General features: G+C 42.7%; 13 protein-coding genes. 10 read left to right on the plus strand and 3 right to left on the minus strand.

Annotated elements, in window-relative coordinates:
* Positions 1-33 precede the first annotated feature (33 nt).
* Both R2B77_RS03615 and R2B77_RS03620 read right to left on the minus strand, forming a co-directional pair.
* A complete protein-coding gene (locus R2B77_RS03615; RefSeq protein WP_203246171.1) occupies positions 34-939 on the minus strand; it encodes a glycine betaine ABC transporter substrate-binding protein in 906 nt (301 codons plus the stop codon).
* A 737-nt stretch (positions 940-1,676) separates the two neighbouring features.
* A complete protein-coding gene (locus R2B77_RS03620) occupies positions 1,677-2,348 on the minus strand; it encodes an MOSC domain-containing protein (protein WP_203246172.1) in 672 nt (223 codons plus the stop codon).
* Between the two features lie 221 nt (positions 2,349-2,569).
* On the opposite strand from R2B77_RS03620, the gene R2B77_RS03625 reads away from it, so the two are divergent.
* A complete protein-coding gene (locus R2B77_RS03625; protein ID WP_203246173.1) occupies positions 2,570-2,821 on the plus strand; it encodes a hypothetical protein in 252 nt (83 codons plus the stop codon).
* 43 nt (positions 2,822-2,864) lie between these two features.
* On the opposite strand, the gene R2B77_RS03630 is transcribed toward R2B77_RS03625, so the two are convergent.
* Positions 2,865-4,556, minus strand: coding sequence for an Rqc2 family fibronectin-binding protein (locus tag R2B77_RS03630; RefSeq protein WP_203246174.1), 1,692 nt, complete (start codon positions 4,554-4,556; stop codon positions 2,865-2,867).
* Between the two features lie 158 nt (positions 4,557-4,714).
* On the opposite strand from R2B77_RS03630, the gene gmk reads away from it, so the two are divergent.
* The 9 genes from gmk (at position 4,715) to pknB (ending at position 15,263) form a co-directional block, all read left to right on the plus strand.
* Entirely contained in the window at positions 4,715-5,332 is a 618-nt protein-coding gene (gene gmk, locus R2B77_RS03635; RefSeq protein ID WP_203246175.1) for a guanylate kinase, read from the plus strand.
* A gap of 3 nt (positions 5,333-5,335) precedes the next feature.
* Entirely contained in the window at positions 5,336-5,560 is a 225-nt protein-coding gene (gene rpoZ, locus R2B77_RS03640) for a DNA-directed RNA polymerase subunit omega (protein ID WP_203246176.1), read from the plus strand.
* A gap of 281 nt (positions 5,561-5,841) precedes the next feature.
* Positions 5,842-7,017: a bifunctional phosphopantothenoylcysteine decarboxylase/phosphopantothenate--cysteine ligase CoaBC gene (gene coaBC, locus R2B77_RS03645; protein ID WP_322555647.1), complete on the plus strand. Its 1,176-nt coding sequence runs from the start codon at positions 5,842-5,844 to the stop codon at positions 7,015-7,017.
* A gap of 32 nt (positions 7,018-7,049) precedes the next feature.
* Entirely contained in the window at positions 7,050-9,461 is a 2,412-nt protein-coding gene (priA, locus tag R2B77_RS03650; RefSeq protein ID WP_203246579.1) for a primosomal protein N', read from the plus strand.
* Between the two features lie 72 nt (positions 9,462-9,533).
* A complete protein-coding gene (def, locus tag R2B77_RS03655) occupies positions 9,534-10,040 on the plus strand; it encodes a peptide deformylase (RefSeq protein ID WP_203246178.1) in 507 nt (168 codons plus the stop codon).
* Positions 10,033-10,974, plus strand: coding sequence for a methionyl-tRNA formyltransferase (gene fmt / locus R2B77_RS03660; protein ID WP_203246179.1), 942 nt, complete (start codon positions 10,033-10,035; stop codon positions 10,972-10,974). Before def ends, fmt begins: the two co-directional genes overlap by 8 nt.
* A complete protein-coding gene (gene rsmB, locus R2B77_RS03665; RefSeq protein ID WP_203246180.1) occupies positions 10,971-12,329 on the plus strand; it encodes a 16S rRNA (cytosine(967)-C(5))-methyltransferase RsmB in 1,359 nt (452 codons plus the stop codon). The genes fmt and rsmB overlap by 4 nt, the downstream gene beginning before the upstream one ends.
* Before the next feature lie 184 nt (positions 12,330-12,513).
* Positions 12,514-13,272 carry a Stp1/IreP family PP2C-type Ser/Thr phosphatase gene (locus R2B77_RS03670; protein ID WP_203246181.1) on the plus strand — a complete coding sequence of 253 codons (759 nt, stop codon included), beginning with the start codon at positions 12,514-12,516 and terminating at the stop codon, positions 13,270-13,272.
* The gene (pknB, locus tag R2B77_RS03675; RefSeq protein ID WP_203246182.1) at positions 13,269-15,263 is read left to right on the plus strand and encodes a Stk1 family PASTA domain-containing Ser/Thr kinase; all 1,995 of its coding nucleotides are present in this window, start codon (positions 13,269-13,271) and stop codon (positions 15,261-15,263) included. The genes R2B77_RS03670 and pknB overlap by 4 nt, the downstream gene beginning before the upstream one ends.
* The last annotated feature ends 14 nt before the right edge of the window (positions 15,264-15,277 follow it).

The raw sequence follows: 15,277 nt of genomic DNA on the forward strand, positions 1-15,277 counted from the left end.
AGAATAGCTTTTCTAATTGGCACTCGGAAATAATTACTTTTTTAAATCCTCAATGGAATTAACGTCTTCCATATAGGTAGGTACAGCCAATCCTTGTTTAACACCGACCATATTCACTCCGATATCGTCCAATTGTCCATCGAACTTTTCTACATATGTTTTATGGGTATTCGGTAACCAAGCGGCAAATGTTGCATCTGCACTTCCATCAGCAACAGCTGAAAACATTGGACCTGGTTCAACCATTGCTAATTGAACAGTGTAACCCATATCTTCGAGGACGATTTTCATCATATTATGGCTCGCAAGTTCACTGTCCCATGGCGCATAGGCAAGCTTGATTGTATCTCCGTCCACGGTAGCAACTCCATCCGTCCATTCTGCTACTTTTTCTGGATTGTCATCAATCCATGTTTGTGCAGCTTCTTCAGGCTTGACACCATCTTCAATGGCAATCATAATCTGAGCCATGTCATCCATATCCCACTCGAAACGCTCGAAAATCGCATAGGCTTCAGGGAGATCTTCTTTCAACCCAATACGACCAATAGAATGGATTTCTTCAGCATCCCCGTAGATTAGTTTTGGATCATCCAAATACTTTAAATCGAATTTTGAAAACTTCCAATGTGGACTCCAAGCAGTTATGATAATGGGTTCTTCTTTATCATAGGCCCTTTTCAAAGCGGCTGTCATAGTGGCACCAGATCCCGAAGTTACATTCCAATCTGGCAGATCGTATTCTTGAAGTACTTTCGCCGTTAATTCCATATGACCTGATCCAGGGTCAATCCCTACGATTGTATGGTCTACGGATTCACCGACTGCTGCATTTGTGCCTGTCGTTTTATCCTCATTGCTGTCACTACTACAAGCTGCAAGCCCTAACGCCAACAACGCAGCAGTTCCAATCCCAGTTACCTTTTTTAAAAGTGTCATGTTCTTATTTCCTCCTTAATTTTTCCATATATGATATGGATTAAAAATTAATCGGGTATAAGTAAGCGCAATAGGTGTAAATAGAAATTACCAGAAGAGGGGGGGTTGAAACCCTCCATTAAAGAAGAATGACAAAGAAGGCAATTCTTTATAGCCTTATCGGATAAAGAATTTGCTGTAGTATGGGGAGTTTCTCTAGCGAAGAATGATTGTACATTCGCCTTTTCGTGCATCCATACAAATGGTTGACAATTCCCTTTTTTATTTCCAACAAAACAATAGCCTCTTCCATGTTGAGCGGCGTGCATTTTATAGTAAGTTATCTATTATCGATACTAGCCCCCTTATGATAATGATATGTGTTCAACAAACCGCAAATTAACTACATGTAAATCCCTTAATGATCTGGACTGTTCACCATCAGCCATTCATTACCCAACAACAGCTTAACATACTTTTGGTCGTCTTTCTTTTTACATTATTTGAATACTCGCTTTTAATAGTTCTTTATACTTATTCTTTAAAAGGGGGATACTTGGTGATAGTGAAGATAAAGGATTCCTATACCTAGTGTAGTCAAGCGATGTAAGAGGTGTCTGAAACCTTAATATAATTTGACGGTTTAAATAAAATGGAACAGGATTTAATTTTAATAAAAAAGTACTTTTTCACTAATAATAAAAGGGGTGCCTCGTGTGAGACAGCCCTTTGCTTTTAGTTCATGTTCTACTGGAGTGTCATAATGAATATGAAGGATTGGTCAATTTCTCCAATCGCTTCGTCAATCGTTCCCGCCAATCTTCAGCCAGATCCTGAACCGCCAACACTTGTTGGATTCCCTTAATATCCTTCGGACGGTGGAAATAAAGTTGATTGGCAAACAGGATGGACACTTGTTGAGGATGGGATTCGACTAATGTAATGGTCGAATCTTCGCGAACAATGCCTTCTTTTAGCACACGACATAAATAACCTGTAAATCCTGTATCGACCATCCCTTTCATAAGGGGAGGAAGTTCAGTTCTTTTGGTAATTGTGCTACAGGGAATGCGTCCTTGAGTCACTTGAATAACCGCTTCCCCAAGGCGGAAAACATCTCCAATATGAACGTCTTGTTCGAGCATATGGCTCACAGTTATATTTTCCCCGAAAGCTGCGGGTGGTAGAGGCTTGTTAAACTTCTGCTCCCAAAGCGCGTAGTGCTCATATGGATAGACACAAACAGCGCGGTCAAGCCCGCCATGATGTTGTAAATCTGCTACACCATCACCCCGAAAGCCATCTTTTGCTAGAAAGACTTCCTCTACTGTTTCTTTACAAATAGCTGTTTCAAGCTCTTTGTCCGTACCATACTTCATTTTTTTCGGCAATCCGATTGATAAGTTTTTTAATTCAATGATGGTTGTCATATTATGTACCTGCTTTCCGCCAAGTTCAACTTTTCTTATAATTAAACCACAGCGGAACGACGTTATCAAAATAATTTAAGGCACCTGTAAATTGTGTTGAATGAGAGTATGACAATTTTAGATGAAAGACTTGGTACGAAGTGAAATGGATATGATAGTAGAAAGAGGAGGGAACTGTAGATTAGGAAGAGAGATTTAAAGCATGCGAGGAGTTAAAAATTATGAAAGAGTTTAAAATAACTTATTTTTTCAGTGAAAATCATTACATCAGAAGATTTATTCATATGGAATCTTTTGGAAGTGCGGAAGAGCTAATCCGAGGTGAGCGAGATCAATATATATCGTTTCAGGATAGCAGGGGAATCTATCATGAATTGAATACAAAAGGTGTTCGGGTTGTTCAACTATCCGAGTATTTTAGAGTTGATAGAAGTAACGGAGTTAAACAAGAAGGCGAACGTATAGAAAAATAAAAACGACCGTTGATTCCATGCAAATGGAATCAACGGCCGCTTTTCATTTTCGAAGCTTCATTACAACATCTTCATCAGGCGTGACAAACATTGTCTTCTGCTCGAAATAAATGACAAATCCAGGCTTCGATCCATTCGGCTTTTTCACATGCCGCACTTCCGTGTAGTCGACAGGTACGGAAGAAGAACCGCGTGCTTTGCTGAAATAAGCAGATAATGTCGCTGCTTCTCTAATCGTTTCTTCATCGGGATTCGTATCGTGAATGACGACGTGCGATCCAGGAATGTCTTTTGTGTGGAGCCAGACATTATCGCGTGCAGCCATCTTGAACGTCAAATAGTCATTTTGTTTATTGTTTTTACCGACTGAAATTTTGACTCCAGCAGAAGATACATAGGTTTCCGGTGCTGGTTTCTTCGGTTTAATCTTCTTTTTTAGCTTGCGTGCTTTCAGAAAACCGAGTTCCGCAAGTTCTTCGCGTATTTCTTCGATGTCTTCAGGGGAGGCTTGCATGACCTGCTGTTTAATCATTTCAAAGTAGGCAATGTCCTCGGCTGCTTTTTCTAGTTGTTCCGCAATCATTATGAGAGCTGTTTTCGCTTTTACATAGCGTGAATAATAACGCTGAGCATTGTCAATTGGCGTTTTACGAGGATCGAGTGGAATGGATACCGTCGTACCTTCCTCATAATAATTATCTACAACTGCCTCTGTCATCCCTTTTTGCAACGCATAGCTATTGGCGGTCAGTAACTCACCGTACAGCTGAAATGTATCTAACTTCCCAGCAGCATCTTGTTCCTTCGAAAGTTTTTTCACTTTTAAATTTAACTTGGCAATTTCGTTGTCGAGCCAGCGTTCCAAATCCGCTGCCTGTGATTTGACGCGCTCTCTTTCTGCCCGTGCAAAATAGACCTTATCCAATAAATTACCAAGTGTCTCGTATGAGGCAACCGTTTTATCCGCATGTGATAACATAGCTGCGGAAAATACCGTTTTCGTCCCGATTTCTGCAATATTTGGTGTACTAGCTATTCCTTTAAATGAAGCGAGAAATGCTGCAAATAAAGCGAATGTTTCATTCGCAGGGACGCCCCTCATTCTAAATAATAATTCTTCCGCATTAATGGGTGAGAAGCCTGAAAAGGCTCCAACAACGTCCCGAGCACTTTCGAACTGTGGGAACAATGAATTGAATTGTTGCTCGGTTACACTAAATGGATCTGTTTTGTCTTGTGGCGGCGCGGGTATGAAAGGCTGCCCTGGTAACACTGTTCGGTAACTGTTCACAGAAGGTGGTAAATGTTTCATACTATCAATGATCATGTCGCGCTCCGGATCGACGATTAACAAGTTACTGTGCCGGCCCATAATTTCAATATACAATCTTCGACTAATGTCATCCCCGATTTCATTTTTCGCCTGAATATCGAACGTAATAATTCTGTCTGTGCCGAATTGATCGACAGCTGTAATCGTTCCGCCTTCTAGATGTTTGCGCAATACCATACAAAACATCGGAGGTTCAGAAGGGTTTGTAATTGCCTCTTCTGTTAACTGGACGCGTGAATAAGATGAATGGATAGAGATAAGAAGTTTATGATTTTTGCCGCCTGAACGGATAAGAAATACGACTTCTTGTGTGTTGGGCTGATGAATTTTGGAAATGCGTCCGTTTTTCAGAACCTGCAATTCCTGCACCATCGCCGTAGTGAATAAACCGTCAAATGCCATGCTGATTCCTCTTTCAATTCGTTTTGTCCCATTTTACCACTCTATGCGTGTGGTATGGTATAATAAGTGTAGATTGTTTTGATTGAACAACAATAATAGAGCTACCCCATAAGGGTTTTGCTTTAGCGTCAAGTAGACTAGATAAGAAGAGGGATTGCATGTACAAAAAACGTGGGCTTTTGATTGTTCTGTCCGGCCCTTCTGGTGTAGGGAAAGGGACAGTACGAAAAGAGCTTTTTTCTCAACCTGATACGAATTATGAATATTCAATCTCGATGACGACAAGAAGTCCACGAGAAGGTGAAGTGGACGGATCCGATTATTTTTTTAAATCGAGAGCTGAATTTGAACAACTCATTGAGGAAGGCAAACTTCTAGAGTATGCTGAATATGTAGGTAATTATTATGGTACACCACTCGACTATGTCAATGCTACATTGGATGCAGGGAGAGATGTTTTCCTTGAAATCGAAGTTGTTGGAGCGGCACAGGTCCGGGCAAAAGTTCCAGACGGATTATTTATTTTCTTAGCCCCACCAAGCTTGTCGGAGCTGGAAGATCGCCTCGTTGGTAGAGGAACAGAGGCGCCAGACGTCATTGCAACGCGCATTGCAAAAGCGAGAGAAGAACTTGAAATGATGAACTTGTACGATTATGTCGTCGAAAATGACGAAGTTTCAAATGCCTGTGATCGAGTCAATGCGATTGTTTTAGCAGAGCATTGCCGTAGAGAACGTGTAGAAAAACGCTATTTACTTATGCTGGAAGGGGAATAAACGATGTTAACACCAACACTGGATTCATTAAAAGAGAAAGTCGATTCTAAATATACACTAGTCACTCTTGCCTCAAAACGAGCACGTCAAATGCAGGAGGAAGGTACGAAGCTCTTAACTTCGTACAGATCACATAAAAATGTTGGAAAAGCACTTGAGGAAGTCGCAGCAGGCGTTTTATCAAAAGAAAAACAAGATGATTCTATCATTTACGAAGACGAAGTGTAAGTTTAAACCATCAATCAATTACGCCTCGGCGTAATTGCGTCCAAATTTTGAATTGCGCTTGCGCAATTGACTCCCTTCAAAATTTGTGACATCCGCCGGAGGCTTAACTTAAATCAGCCGGGGCTTGAACTTTCACTGAATTTGAAGGTATATCTAGCATTCATCCCACCACTTATAGAAGTGAAGGATTTCTGCTGAATTTAGTTAAAATAAGCATACGCCATACTCCCTTAGAAACGAATTTTCTTTGGGAGTTTGTCATTTTAGAAAGGATGAGAACTATGTTAGTGAACAAAAAAATCCTCCTTTGTGTTACCGGTGGAATCGCAGTCTATAAAGCGGTTGCACTCGTTAGTAAGCTTTCGCAGGCTGGGGCGGATGTGAAGGTCATGATGACGGAGTCGGCACAGCAATTTGTCACACCGTTAACTTTCCAAGCGATGTCTCGAAACGATGTTTTTTATGATACGTTTGACGAAAAAGATTCTCGAGTTATTGCGCATATTGACTTGGCAGATTGGGCTGATCTTGTTGTTGTTGCACCTGCAACAGCAAATGTCATTGGTAAACTGGCAAATGGCATTGCAGATAATATGGTGACGACGACATTACTTGCGACGACAGCTAAGGTGTGGATAGCTCCAGCAATGAATGTTCATATGTATGAAAATAAAGCCGTTATTCGCAATATCAATACGTTGCATGCCGATGGCTATCAGTTTATCGAGCCGTCCGAGGGCTTCTTGGCATGTGGTTACGTAGGGAAAGGTCGCTTAGAAGAACCAGAAAAAATTGTGGAATTGATTAGGGAGCACTTTACGACGCAAAAAAATCTTCCGTTAGTGGGGAAGAAAGTGGTCATTACAGCGGGCCCAACGCGTGAACGAATCGATCCAGTGCGCTATGTGTCAAACTTCTCGAGCGGAAAAATGGGCTATGCAATGGCAGAAGCGGCAGCTGCGCTAGGAGCAGAAACAGTTCTTATTTCTGGGCCTGTTGGGCTGGATAAGCCGACTGGCATGACAGTTATTGATGTTGAAAGTGCGGCTGACATGCTGGAGGCTGTGCAAGCGCAATTCGCTGATGCACATATTGTCGTCAAATCGGCAGCTGTCGCGGACTACCGCCCAAAGCATATTCATCCAGAAAAGATGAAAAAACAAGTGGGTGATTCGGTTATTGAACTCGAACGAACGACAGATATATTAAAAACAATGGGTGATGGAAAGACCCGTCAAATACTTGTAGGCTTTGCTGCGGAAACGAATAATGCTGTTGAGTACGGTAAGGACAAGCTTGCGAGAAAAAATCTAGATTATATTATCGTCAATGATGTTACGGATCCAGATGCAGGATTTGGAAAAGATACGAATGTTGTTACACTACTATCCAAGCGTGGGACACATCAGCATTTCGAAGCAATGGCAAAAAAAAGAATTAGCGAAGGTATTATTTGAAGCTATTTTACAAGAGGAAAGTGAACAACGCAATGATCGCTGAAGTCATTGTAGATGTATCGGCTTATCCGATTGACAGGCCTTTCGATTATCTTGTGCCTGACACGATGGCTGCCGTCATTGAAGTGGGTATTCGCGTGAAGGTACCGTTTGGACCACGAAAAGTACTCGGATATGTAACAGCTTTAAAAGAGGAAAGTGGACTGGATGTAGCCAAATTGAAGCCGATTGATGAGTTGATTGATTTGGAGCCGGTCATTTCGAAAGAACTACTAGCATTATCTGGTTGGCTGGCGAGGCAAACATTGGCTTATGAAATTGATGCACTTCAAGTGATGCTACCAGCTGCGATGCGTGCAAAATATGAAAAATTCATCGTTGTGGAACAAGCAGAAAGCATTAAAGATGAGGATTTTCTTCACCTCCTGGCAGGAAGACAACGGGTTGCGTTAAAAGAAGCGGAAACGCTGGAGATGTTGAAGACAGTGAAACGCTATGCTGAACAAGGCATTGTGACTGTCGATACAGCTATTAACCAGAAAACAGCTGTCAAAAAAGTGCGCATGATTCAAATAGCCAGCGCTGAAATGCTACTAGCAGTCCTCAATGGTGTACATACCAATGCGAAAAAACAAATTGAATTGCTACACTGGATGCAAGAACATGCTGGTCAATTGATACTTGCGAAACAACTGATGGAGCAATCAGGCATTCAGCCTGCCGTGTTAAAAGCGGTGATCGAAAGAGGAGCGGCTACAGAAGAATATACAGAAGTGTACAGAGAGCCTCAAGCACCGGGGTTAAAGGATACAGCGATACCTGTTAACTTGACTGACGAACAATGTATTGCACTTGAGAAGGTCAAAAATTCCGCGGATCAGCAAAAAGCAGAGACATTTCTTCTCCATGGTATTACTGGAAGTGGAAAAACGGAAATCTATTTGCAGGCTATTAAACATGTACTAGACAAAGGGCAGGAAGCGATTGTTCTCGTGCCCGAAATTTCATTGACACCGCAAATGACATTACGATTTAAAGAACGTTTCGGTCCACTCGTTGCGGTGATGCACAGTGGATTATCGGCAGGAGAGAAATACGATGAGTGGCGCAAGATTCAACGAGGTGAAGTCAAGGTTGTTGTTGGCGCAAGATCAGCGATATTTGCCCCGTTTGAAAATATCGGTATCATCATTCTCGATGAAGAACATGAATCGACCTATAAGCAGGAGGATACACCACGCTATCACGCGCGGGATGTTGCCATTAAACGATCTGAATATTATGGCTGTCCGGTTATTTTAGGAAGCGCAACACCCTCATTGGAATCCTACGCGCGAGCATCTAAAGGGGTCTACACATTGCTGACGTTGACAAGACGAGCAAAAGACCAGGAACTTCCTACGGTAACGGTCGTCGATATGCGAGATGAATTAAAAAATGGTAACCGTTCGATGTTTTCATTGCCGTTGGCGGAAGCGGTTCGTTTACGATTGGCGAGAGGGGAACAGACGGTTTTATTCCTCAATAAACGTGGGTTTTCTTCTTTTGTATTGTGTAGGGATTGTGGAACGGTAGTGGAATGTCCGAACTGTGATATTTCACTGACCTATCATCGTGCCAACGAAAGGCTGAAATGTCATTATTGCGGTCACGAGGAACATGTACCTCTTCAATGTCCACAATGTGAAAGTGACTATATCCGATTCTTTGGGACGGGGACTCAAAAAGCGCAGGAAGAAATTGCGAAACTGTTTCCAGAAGCACGTGTCATACGAATGGATGTCGATACGACACGACAAAAAGGGTCTCATGAACGGCTATTAAGGCAGTTCAGTGAAGGGCAAGCGGATATTTTACTTGGAACGCAAATGATTGCGAAGGGACTCGACTTTCCAAATATTACTCTTGTCGGCGTACTTGCCGCGGATACGACATTGCATCTTGCAGATTTCCGTGCCGCAGAAAAAACATTTCAACTGATGACACAAGTGAGCGGACGAGCTGGCCGCCATGAGTTGCCGGGGGAAGTATTCATCCAAACCTATTCTCCTGAACACTACGCCATCGACTTGGCGAAAGCGCAACATTACGAACCATTTTATAATTTAGAGATGGCGGCCAGAAGACAATATGGCTACCCACCATTTTATTTTGTGGCACTCGTCCAGTTTACGCATGAGGATTTGCTAAAAGTAGCCGACTTTGCGGAAAAAGGGGCTAGGTTTTTAAAAGGGAACCTATCGCCCGATACCGTCATCATCGGTCCAACTGCGGCTGCCATTAGCCGTGTGAATAATAGATATCGTTACCAATGTTTGATAAAATACAAAAAAGAGCCGAAGTTGACAGAGGCGCTTCAACAGCTCATTAAGTACTACAGGACAGACTGGATTAAAGCAGGCCTAACGATGACGGTTGATCTGGAGCCAGTGTCCATTTATTAAATTCGGTGATAGTACTGCCATTATTCAAAGGGCGGTACTATCACCTTAACTAGATAGAAAAGAGGAATTGGATTGGCAATACGTAAAATTGTGGAGCACCCAGCACCGGTGCTACGACAAATGTGTAAAGAAGTAGTGAAATTTGATAAGAAGCTTGCGAAGCTTTTGGATGATATGTATGACACGATGGTTGCGGCGGATGGTGTAGGCCTTGCAGCACCACAAATTGGTGAAGCGATACGTGTCGCTATTGTTGATATGGGAGAGGGACAGGACGTAATTGAAATGGTCAACCCTGTTGTGACAGCTATCGGAGGCTCTGAAGTTGAAATTGAAGGCTGTCTTAGTTTCCCAGGTCTATACGGTGAAGTAGAGAGACCATTTTTTGTCCGTGTAGAAGCACAGGAACGGGATGGTTCCTTGTACCAAATTGAAGCTGAGGATTATGAAGCACGCGCTATTCTTCATGAAATCGATCATTTAAATGGTGTGCTGTTTGATTCGAAAATCATTCGAGTGGTCGATCCATCTGAATTTGAAGAAATGGACGAGGAAGAGGAGGCAAGTGAACATGACTAATATCGTATTTATGGGCACGCCAGAATTTTCGGTATCAGTCCTCACAATGCTGCATGAGGAAGGGCATACAATTTCGGCAGTCGTCACGCAACCCGATCGACCGGTTGGACGCAAACGTGTTTTAACGCCGCCACCTGTAAAAGTAGAGGCGCTACGACTCGGCTTACCGATTATTCAGCCTGAAAAACTAACAGGCTCTAGTGAATTAGCGGAAATTATTGCACTCAAACCAGATCTCATTGTAACTGCAGCCTTCGGTCAAATTTTACCGAAAGAATTGCTGGAAGTTCCAAGGCTGGGTTGCATTAATGTCCATGCTTCTTTATTGCCAAAATACCGTGGCGGCGCGCCAATCCATCAGTCTATTATGGACGGGGAAACGGAAACAGGCGTGACGATTATGTATATGGTTGAAAAATTAGATGCAGGCGATATTATTTCACAAGTGGTTGTGCCGATTGCTGACACAGACCATACGGGATTGCTCTTTGATTCATTGTCTGTGGCGGGAACAAAGTTATTGAAGGAAACACTTCCTTCTATAATAGATGGTACAAATAATAAAACGGTCCAAGATGAATCACTTGTGACATTTGCGCGTAATATCTCACGTGAACAAGAGCGGATTGATTGGTCCCAAGGCGGAAAAGCCATCTATGATCAAGTTCGTGGACTCCATCCTTGGCCGGTTGCCTACACGACGATGCAAGGTGAAAACGTCAAGGTTTGGTGGAGTGAAAAGGTTGCAACGCAGTTAGATGCTGAACCGGGTACAATTCTTAAAATTGAACCAGATCGAATTATTGTTAAAGCAGGCGATGATGTCGCTGTCGCGATAACGGATCTCCAACCAGCCGGAAAAAACCGGATGCCAGCGGATGTATTTGTTCGTGGAACCGGATCGAAGTGGAACGAAGGGGACCGATTTGTATGAATACTAGACCGAAAAAGAAAATCTGGAACGGCAATGTCCGGGACGCGGCATTATCTATTTTAATGGAAATTAATAATAACCAAGCATACAGTAATTTATTGCTACACCGAACAATTGAAAAATATGGTATCGAAACGAAAGACCGTGGGCTATTGACGGAATTGACATATGGTACATTACAACATCGCATGGCACTCGATTATTATTTGGAACCTTTTGTTCGTGGGAAACTGGACGGCTGGGTGCGAGAATTGCTTAGAATGTCAATTTATCAAATTGTCTACCTAACGAAAATTCCGCCACATGCGGTTGTCCATGAAGCGGTTGAAATTGCGAAAAGACGTGGTCATAAACGCATTGCGCCAACAGTCAACGGTATTCTTCGTTCGGTCTTACGCAAAGGTGTTCGTTCGTTGGATGATATGGCGGATGGCATCGCAAAAACAGCGATTGAAACGAGCCATCCTGAATGGCTTATTAAGCGCTGGAGTGAACAGTTTGGCGAGGAAGAAGCTGCGATTATGGCGCACGAAAACAATAATCCACCTGCAATGACAGTTCGTGTCAATACAGCTAAAACAACAGTAGCCGAAGCGATTGCATCACTTGAAGCAGAAGGTATTGAAGTCAGAATAGGTGAAGTGGTCCCAGAATGTATCGTTTCCGTCACTAGCAATCCAGCGAATACAGAAGCCTATAAAAAGGGTTGGATTACCATTCAAGACGAAAGCTCCATGCTGCCTGTACTAGCATTAGACGCACAACCTGGCATGAAAGTGCTTGACATGTGTGCAGCGCCAGGTGGGAAAACGACTCATATTGCTGAGAAGATGAAAGATACAGGCGAAGTGTTCGCACATGATATTCATGAACATAAATTGGCTTTGATTGAAGCGAATGCTTCACGACTTGGTTTAACATCCATTCAAGCAAAAAGTGGGGATAGCCGAAAGTTGACGGAAATATACGCTGCATCCTCTTTCGATCGTATCCTTGTTGACGCACCATGCAGTGGACTAGGAGTCATTCGGAGAAAGCCTGAAATTAAGTACAATAAGACAGAAGCTGATTTCAATGGACTCGTACAAATCCAATCTGACCTACTCGATACAGCCCGCGAACTGATTAAACCGGACGGCATCATCGTCTATAGTACATGTACAGTAGAGCATATGGAAAACCGTGGCATGGTGGAACATTTCTTAGCGCGCCATTCAGACATGGAAAAAGTTCCATTAACTCAGTTAAATGACATCGACAAATTAGCAATCGAAGACGATACACTCCAAGTCCTACCACAGCACTTCGGCAGCGACGGATTCTTCGTCACCGTATTCCGTAAAAAACAGCAATAAGTATTTGAGCTACTGACTTTATTTATTCTCTAGCGAAGGCGCCTTACTGGGGTAGCTGAAGCGATAAGACCGAGGGTGGTTTTCCGTCAGGCTTATCGTGGGAAGCATCCCCAAGCGCCGAGCGAATTTCAATGGGATCACTTAATTTCACAGAGAACTCGAAACAAACAAGGGGGGATGGACGTTGCAATTCGAAATCTTATCAGACGTAGGTAGGAAAAGAACCGTTAACGAAGATCGCGCAGCCGTGTACACATTGCCAAACGGCATCATTCTGGCGGTGATAGCAGATGGAATGGGTGGTCACCAGGGCGGAGATTATGCCAGCTCAACAGCTATCCAACTAATTGGCGAGCAATTTATGAAGCTGGATAGTACCAGCTTTGAAGAGGACCAGCATTGGGTAGAATGGCTTCGCGAAGCCGTCAATCATGTCAACAGAGTAATTTATAATTATGCCAATGATAATGAGAACCTGAAAGGAATGGGGACAACATTAGAGGCGGCGCTTATTCGTGGGCGTAGCTGTCTTGTTTCCCATACAGGCGATAGTCGCGTTTATGCTATTAATGATAACGGGATTTGTCAGGTGACACGTGATCATTCCTACGTCAATGTGCTACTTGATAGTGGTGAAATAACGGAGGCGGAGGCGGCTGTCCATCCCCAAAAAAATTGGATTATGAAGGCAATCGGTTCTGAAAAGACGATTGAACCTGATCATTATTCAATTGAATTGGATGAAAAAACTTATTTGCTCCTATGTACAGACGGTTTGAGTAATAAAGTCGATCAACAGCTTATGCGTGAAGTGGTCCTTTCGGATGCTACGCTACATGATAAAGCAAAAAAACTTGTAGATTTAGCAAATGAAATGGGTGGAGAGGATAATATCTCAGTCATTTTGGTTGATTCTACCAAGTCGGAGGTGAATAATCCATGATTGGAAGTAGAATCGGAGAACGTTATGAAATACTTAAAAGTATTGGTGACGGAGGGATGTCGAAGGTTTACTTAGCACATGACATCATTTTAAACCGAGATGTAGCTATTAAAGTTTTGAACTATGATTTCGCGAATGAAGAAGAATTGAAGCGCAGGTTCCAGCGAGAGGCATTGTCTGCTACAAGCTTAACGCATCCACATATTGTCGATATTTTTGATGTGGGTGAGGAGGGAGAACTACTCTATCTTGTAATGGAGTATGTAGAAGGCCAGACGCTGAAAAAATTCATTCAAACAAATGGTCCATTATCTCCTAAACAGGCATTGCCAATTATGCGACAGCTCGTTTCCGCTATATCAAATGCCCATCATAATGGTATTGTGCACCGTGATATTAAGCCGCAAAATATTTTGATGGATGCAGAGGGAAATTTGAAAATTACAGACTTTGGTATTGCGATGGCGCTCAGTGCAACTGCCCATACGAAAACCAATTCGGTAGTTGGTACAGTCCATTATTTATCACCTGAGCAAGCACGTGGTGGGATGGCAACAAAAAAATCTGATATTTATTCACTGGGTATTGTTTTTTATGAATTATTAACAGGCGAACTTCCGTTTTCAGCAGAAACGGCTGTTGCGATTGCACTAAAGCATTTACAGGAGGAAACGCCTTCTGTTCGTGCCTTATTCCCAGCCATTCCACAAAGTGTAGAAAATATCATTCTGAAAGCAACAACGAAAGATGCTGCACATCGTTATCGGTCGGCTGATGAAATGTATGACGATTTACTGACGGCATTGTCATCGGAGCGAGCTGCAGAGCCGAAATTTGTTGTACCATTTGACGACGATCGGACGCATGCGATTCCGGTTGTTACAGAGGCATCCAAGTTTGAAGTGCTGGAAATGACAAAAAAAGTGGAGCCAGTTATCGTAGTTGATCCTCCGCAAATCCCTGTTAAAAAGCGGAAAAAGTGGCCACTCATTGTCGGCGGAATTGCTGGTGCATTTGTGATAGTCCTCCTATTGCTGCTATTACCAGGCTTATTAGGACCTAAAAAAGAATTCATTCCAGAAGTTGCTGGAAAAACGGAAGCTGAAGCAATTGATATTTTATTGGAGGCAGGCTTTAAGTTGGAGGAAACACTGAAACAGCCATCTGAAGAGTTTGAAGAAGGGCAAATTATCCGTACCATCCCGGAAGAAGGAAAGAAGCGGGATGTCGGTTCTGCAGTTACTTTGTATATGAGCACAGGGAAAGATAAGGTGGAGTTTGAGGATTATACAGATCAGGACTATGAACGAGTAGCAGATTTCCTAACAAAGAAAGGCTACAAAGTAGACTCTAAAGAAGCTTTTTCGGATAAAGAGCCAGGTACTATTTTAGAGCAGGATCCGGTAGAGGGGACAGCTGTAGTGCCAGAAGATACAGATGTAGTCTTTACGATAAGTAAGGGAAAAAAACTTCAAAAACTTGAGGATCTCAGAGGGTATGATAAACAAGCGTTGAATGACTATGCGAAGACATCAGGGCTTGCGATTACTGTAGTGGGGGAAGAATATTCACCTACAGTGCCAGCAGGACATGTCATTTGGCAAACACCTAAACAAGGGACGGACATGAAAGATGGGGATAAGGTAGAGGTTGCCCTCTCGAAAGGTGAAGAGAAGAAACCGGATAAGGTCATTGTTCACAACGTGACGATTGAATATTTACCAGAGGAGATTGATGTCGGCGACGGAGAAGTAGATGAGGATGGCAATTGGGTACCGCCCGCACCACCTGTTCTAGTTCCGCAAGAGATTAAGATTTATGTGCAAGATAAGACCAATAATATGGCTAAGCCTGTAGAGGTTTTCACGATTATGGAAAATACTAAGAAGAAGATTAGTGTTGAATTAGAAGAAGGTCAACGCGGGGCTTATATGATTACACGCGATGGCAAAATTATCGTTGAGCAGGCTGTTGATTATAATGAAAAATAGAAAGAAGGTATTGG

This window comes from Sporosarcina beigongshangi (assembly GCF_033485195.1).
GTDB lineage: Bacteria > Bacillota > Bacilli > Bacillales_A > Planococcaceae > Sporosarcina > Sporosarcina beigongshangi.

Bases quoted from the DNA above. Each gene is read 5' to 3' on its own strand.
- R2B77_RS03615 (WP_203246171.1), bottom strand. From the start codon at position 939: ATGACACTTTTAAAAAAGGTAACTGGGATTGGAACTGCTGCGTTGTTG.
- R2B77_RS03620 (WP_203246172.1), bottom strand. From the start codon at position 2,348: ATGACAACCATCATTGAATTAAAAAACTTATCAATCGGATTGCCGAAA.
- R2B77_RS03625 (WP_203246173.1), top strand. From the start codon at position 2,570: ATGAAAGAGTTTAAAATAACTTATTTTTTCAGTGAAAATCATTACATC.
- R2B77_RS03630 (WP_203246174.1), bottom strand. From the start codon at position 4,556: ATGGCATTTGACGGTTTATTCACTACGGCGATGGTGCAGGAATTGCAG.
- gmk (WP_203246175.1), top strand. From the start codon at position 4,715: ATGTACAAAAAACGTGGGCTTTTGATTGTTCTGTCCGGCCCTTCTGGT.
- rpoZ (WP_203246176.1), top strand. From the start codon at position 5,336: ATGTTAACACCAACACTGGATTCATTAAAAGAGAAAGTCGATTCTAAA.
- coaBC (WP_322555647.1), top strand. From the start codon at position 5,842: ATGTTAGTGAACAAAAAAATCCTCCTTTGTGTTACCGGTGGAATCGCA.
- priA (WP_203246579.1), top strand. From the start codon at position 7,050: ATGATCGCTGAAGTCATTGTAGATGTATCGGCTTATCCGATTGACAGG.
- fmt (WP_203246179.1), top strand. From the start codon at position 10,033: ATGACTAATATCGTATTTATGGGCACGCCAGAATTTTCGGTATCAGTC.
- rsmB (WP_203246180.1), top strand. From the start codon at position 10,971: ATGAATACTAGACCGAAAAAGAAAATCTGGAACGGCAATGTCCGGGAC.
- pknB (WP_203246182.1), top strand. From the start codon at position 13,269: ATGATTGGAAGTAGAATCGGAGAACGTTATGAAATACTTAAAAGTATT.